Genomic DNA, 4,524 nt, shown 5'->3' with positions numbered 1-4,524 from the left:
TCGACTGCGCTCGATATGACAAAAGAAATCGAACTGACGATCTGTGAAATCAACAATCGTACATCAAAAATTTAAAAACGTACTTCGAAGCGAGTTAGCGATAGCAGTGGAAAGCCCACAGCGAGTGTGCGAGCGAGGACTTGTAGCGAATAGCGCGACCTGTAGCGTAGCGGAAGGGAACTTCCTTATTAATGTTAATTTGTTTTTTTGTCATTTGTCAATTGATCATAATTATAAGCGCACTTTGGAATACTTGAATGAGATTGGTATACGAAATGAACGAATTGACAGATTGACAAATCCACAAAAAACAAAAAACGCAAAAACACTAACAATACCTATGCTAACCTGCCAAAGCAAAAACAAGTATAGAAAGTTTATAGTTACCATAGAATTCCGTAAATTTGCACTTCGAAAATTAGACAACTAAATTTTAAGATATGAGTACATACGATATCATCGTTTTAGGAAGTGGTCCTGGTGGATATGTAACTGCCATTAGAGCTTCTCAATTAGGGTTGAAAACCGCAGTGGTTGAGAAAGAAAGCCTCGGTGGCGTTTGCTTAAATTGGGGATGTATTCCGACGAAAGCGTTATTGAAATCAGCACAGGTTTTTGAGTATTTGAAACATGCTGGAGATTACGGACTGTCTGTGAAAGAATACGATAAGGATTTTGACGCAGTTGTACAACGTAGTCGTGGCGTTGCCGATGGAATGAGCAAAGGTGTTCAGTTCTTAATGAAGAAGAATAAGATTGATGTAATTAATGGTTTTGGAAAGTTGAAAGCTGGAAAGAAACTTGACGTTACTGATAAAGACGGTAAAGTTACCGAATATAGTGCAAAGCATATTGTAATTGCAACTGGAGCACGCTCTCGTGAGTTGCCAAGTTTACCACAAGATGGTAAGAAAGTAATTGGATACCGTGAAGCAATGACGTTACCTAACCAACCAAAGAAGATGATCGTAGTAGGATCGGGAGCTATTGGTGTTGAGTTTGCATATTTTTACAACTCAATGGGAACGGAAGTTACGATTGTAGAATATATGCCAAAGATTGTTCCTGTGGAAGATGCAGATGTGTCTAAACAATTGGAACGTTCGTTTAAGAAAAGTGGTATTAAGATTATGACTTCTGCGGAAGTGACTTCGGTTGATACTTCTGGCGATGGCGTAAAAGCTACAGTGAAAACGAAGAAAGGCGAGCAAGTTTTAGAAGCTGACATTGTACTTTCGGCAGTTGGAATTAAAACCAACATTGAAAATATTGGATTAGAAGCAGTTGGAATTGCAACTGATAGAGATAAGATTTTAGTGAACGATTACTACCAAACAAATATTCCTGGATATTATGCCATTGGAGATGTTACGCCTGGACAAGCATTAGCACACGTTGCTTCTGCGGAAGGAATTTTATGTGTAGAGAAGATTGCAGGAATGCATGTGGAAGCTTTAGACTACGGAAATATTCCTGGGTGTACGTATTGTGCTCCTGAGATTGCTTCTGTTGGTTTAACGGAAGCGCAAGCAAAAGAGCAAGGAATTGACATTAAAGTTGGTAAATTCCCGTTTTCTGCATCTGGAAAAGCAAGTGCTGGTGGAAATAAGGAAGGTTTTGTAAAAGTAATTTTCGACGCAAAATACGGAGAATGGTTAGGTTGTCACATGATTGGTGCTGGCGTAACGGACATGATTGCAGAAGCTGTTTTGGGTAGAAAGTTAGAAACTACAGGACACGAAGTATTGAAAGCTGTGCATCCACATCCAACGATGAGTGAAGCGGTAATGGAAGCCGTTGCCGATGCGTATGATGAAGTCATTCACATTTAATAATATATATTGAAAAGCTGCTCACTGAGCGGCTTTTTTTTATACTTTTAATTTGTATTCAGATGAAAAAAATTGTTTTTATCCTTATCGGAATTGTTTTAGTTGGTTGTGGAAGTACTAAAAGTAAAACGAAACCCAAATTGCCGCCAAAAACAACTTGTGCGGAAGATGCTAAGATTTATGATCAGGATAGTAGTTTTGAATTGAATACATTGACTTCTTTAGATAGTTTATCGTATGCAACTACGTATATTCGCTTTTCTACACAAACCGATTCGCTAGAAAAAGACCAAATACGCTACAAACTTGGAAAAACATCGCAAAAAGTAGCTTTAAAAGTATTTCCGACTATTCAACTTACAGATGCTTCTATTCTTTTAGGTAAAAATTACAACGAAATTGTTGGGCCAATTTTAAGATTAAAGGATGGAGAAGCAAGACAAGAAGACTTTGAAGTTTTGGCTATTCCTAACAACAATACAGACCTACAACTTTTTATTGAAGTACAGAGTTATGCAGGTGATGGCATATTCGTGAATTATATTTCAATTTTCGTCATGGATACCAAAAAGCAAGAATTGAAATATTATGATTTTATAAAATATAAATGCGATCCAAGAGACGAAACCATGTTTATGAAAACATTGTATTACGGAATAAACAAACTTAAAAACAGCATTAAATAGTTATGTTAGAATCAGTTGAAAAAGAAACAAGCACACTTAAAAAGTTTCGATTCCTTTCTATTTTAGAAGGAATTTCATATATCGCTTTCTTTATTACGATGCCTTTAAAGTATTTTATGGAAATGCCGATGCCAAATAAAATTGTAGGAATGTCACACGGAGTTTTATTTTTAGCGTATGTATTGTTTGCCTATTTGGTCACCGAAGAACAAAAATGGTCTAAGAAAAGTTTTGGTATTTTGTTTGTGGCTTCTTTGATTCCTTTTGCCACTTTTTATGTGGAACGAAAGTATTTACGTAAAAATTAAGTATTGGTTTTTGGGCAATTGATTTTTTGTATCCTACGACTCCAACAATTAAAAATTTGCTAGCCATTTGCGGTGGAAATTCGACTGCTGAAACATAAATAATATAAGCAGACTTCGGTTCGCTTTCTTTAGGGTTCCTTTCTTATATCTACTCCGCACGAATAAAACATAATTCAGGGAATTGTAGGAAAAGTTATTTTAGTATTCTATCAGATCAATCTAAATTCGTAACATATTAATTTTTAAAACTTTATTATTATGTTAAAGAACATTTCAAACTTAGGGAAAGAATTGAGTAAAAAAGAACAAATGACCATCAATGGTGGTACAGGTTTACTTATTGGTTGTTTTCAGAGAATTACAAGTTGTAGTCCAACTCAAAGAGGTTGGGCAGTAAGTCATCGTAAAAATGACATTGGATGTTGTGATTTATAAGCTATCTAACATCTAAAAGCGAACTTCGGTTCGTTTTTTTTGTTTAATACAGATGAATTGACAAAAAATTTCATGTCTTAAATCATCCAATTTAAGGTAGCATTCTTTTATTTAATGAAATATTTCTTCTTCATTTGATATATGTTTAACCAAAAAACTATATCATGAAAAAAAGCATTTTAAACCTAAAAGGTGTGCAAGAAATCAACAAAAAACAACAATCCGTAATTAATGGCGGTACAGGAATGCAATGTCGTAACAATAGCGATTGTCAAGTTCTGAATTCATTACCAGGAATGGAATACGAACGATTTTTCTGTTTTTGGGGATATTGTCAAATATCGTAGAAAGCAAAATTTTTAATTAAAACTAAGTCGGAAGGTCATGCTTCCGACTTTTTTACTTTCAGAAACTTTTGTAGTTTTAAACATGGACAAAAAACAAAAAAGATGGCTGTGGGTTGTTATTGTACTAGCCGTACTAGCTTCAATTGTATATACTGCTGTTAAATGGCTACTTCCCGTGGCTGTGATTGTGTATTTTAAAGAGATTTTTATGTGATTAGTTCAACTTACAGTTTTGAATGCGCCTTTTAGGCTTTTCAAAACTGAGTTTCACTACAATAAAAAAGTCATTCAATAACTTGAATGACTTTTTCCTCAACCAACCTAATAACTGATATCCCACCTTCAGCTATGAAAAAATTGCTGCGAAACTTCGTTTTGTTTCACAGTCAAATATAGCTTAGATGTGTCTTAATTTATTCTTAAGTAATTGCTAAAGATTGATTAAAATTTTCACAGAGAAACGTTAATTTTTAAGAGTTTTTATCTATTTCGGAATTAAATCGCAATACCAAAAAGCAGTATCCCAAGTAGAATCATCTGAGGCACAACTGTCTTCCTCTTTTTTAGATGGTGTATAGGTTTTTAACACTTTCTCGCCAATAGTAAAATTAATTGGAGAGGAAAATATAGGTCCGTCAAAGACAAACGTATGGAATTCCCCATTTTCTCCGCAAGGATCAACGGTTGAAGGCAAGTCATTAATGAAATTTTCATCCAAAATTCTTCCCACAAAAGAATCGTCTAAATGTTTTGCATTTACACAAACCGTAATTGCTTTAAAACCCAAGGAAATGAATTCTTGTAGTAACGCTTTCGTATCTTGCTTCCAAAGTGGAAATACTCCTGTAATCCCAACTTCTTGTAGTTTTTCTTCTCTATATTTTCGCAAGTCTTCTAAAAAGATATCGCCAAAAAT

5 protein-coding genes and 1 pseudogene are annotated in these 4,524 nt (G+C 34.7%); 5 read left to right on the top strand and 1 reads right to left on the bottom strand.

Annotation, left to right across the window (positions count from 1 at the left end; genetic code table 11):
- Positions 1 to 440: 440 nt before the first annotated feature.
- The 5 genes from lpdA to AB8B65_RS12105 all read left to right on the top strand — a co-directional run bounded on the left by lpdA (position 441) and on the right by AB8B65_RS12105 (position 3,608).
- Positions 441 to 1,832 (top strand): dihydrolipoyl dehydrogenase, encoded by a 1,392-nt coding sequence (gene lpdA, locus AB8B65_RS12125; RefSeq protein ID WP_405301298.1) that lies wholly within the window; start codon positions 441 to 443, stop codon positions 1,830 to 1,832.
- Positions 1,833 to 1,894: 62 nt separating this feature from the next.
- Positions 1,895 to 2,518, top strand: coding sequence for a hypothetical protein (locus AB8B65_RS12120; protein ID WP_405301297.1), 624 nt, complete (start codon positions 1,895 to 1,897; stop codon positions 2,516 to 2,518).
- A gap of 2 nt (positions 2,519 to 2,520) precedes the next feature.
- On the top strand, positions 2,521 to 2,826 hold the full coding sequence (locus AB8B65_RS12115; RefSeq protein ID WP_405301296.1) for a DUF3817 domain-containing protein: 306 nt from the start codon (positions 2,521 to 2,523) through the stop codon (positions 2,824 to 2,826).
- A 258-nt stretch (positions 2,827 to 3,084) separates the two neighbouring features.
- Entirely contained in the window at positions 3,085 to 3,261 is a 177-nt protein-coding gene (locus AB8B65_RS12110; RefSeq protein ID WP_405301295.1) for a hypothetical protein, read from the top strand.
- Positions 3,262 to 3,425: 164 nt separating this feature from the next.
- The gene (locus AB8B65_RS12105; protein ID WP_405301294.1) at positions 3,426 to 3,608 is read left to right on the top strand and encodes a hypothetical protein; all 183 of its coding nucleotides are present in this window, start codon (positions 3,426 to 3,428) and stop codon (positions 3,606 to 3,608) included.
- 484 nt (positions 3,609 to 4,092) lie between these two features.
- On the opposite strand, the pseudogene AB8B65_RS12100 reads toward AB8B65_RS12105, so the two are convergent.
- Positions 4,093 to 4,524, bottom strand: a pseudogene (locus tag AB8B65_RS12100) (ATP-binding protein); the annotation flags it as partial.

This window comes from Kordia sp., from assembly GCF_045105435.1.
Taxonomy (GTDB): domain Bacteria; phylum Bacteroidota; class Bacteroidia; order Flavobacteriales; family Flavobacteriaceae; genus Kordia.
This window is presented reverse-complemented; position numbering and strand designations above follow the sequence as displayed.

What these genes read in the sequence shown, in the direction of transcription:
- lpdA (WP_405301298.1), top strand. Translation starts at nt 441, where the DNA reads ATGAGTACATACGATATCATCGTTTTAGGAAGTGGTCCTGGTGGATAT.
- AB8B65_RS12120 (WP_405301297.1), top strand. Translation starts at nt 1,895, where the DNA reads ATGAAAAAAATTGTTTTTATCCTTATCGGAATTGTTTTAGTTGGTTGT.
- AB8B65_RS12115 (WP_405301296.1), top strand. Translation starts at nt 2,521, where the DNA reads ATGTTAGAATCAGTTGAAAAAGAAACAAGCACACTTAAAAAGTTTCGA.
- AB8B65_RS12110 (WP_405301295.1), top strand. Translation starts at nt 3,085, where the DNA reads ATGTTAAAGAACATTTCAAACTTAGGGAAAGAATTGAGTAAAAAAGAA.
- AB8B65_RS12105 (WP_405301294.1), top strand. Translation starts at nt 3,426, where the DNA reads ATGAAAAAAAGCATTTTAAACCTAAAAGGTGTGCAAGAAATCAACAAA.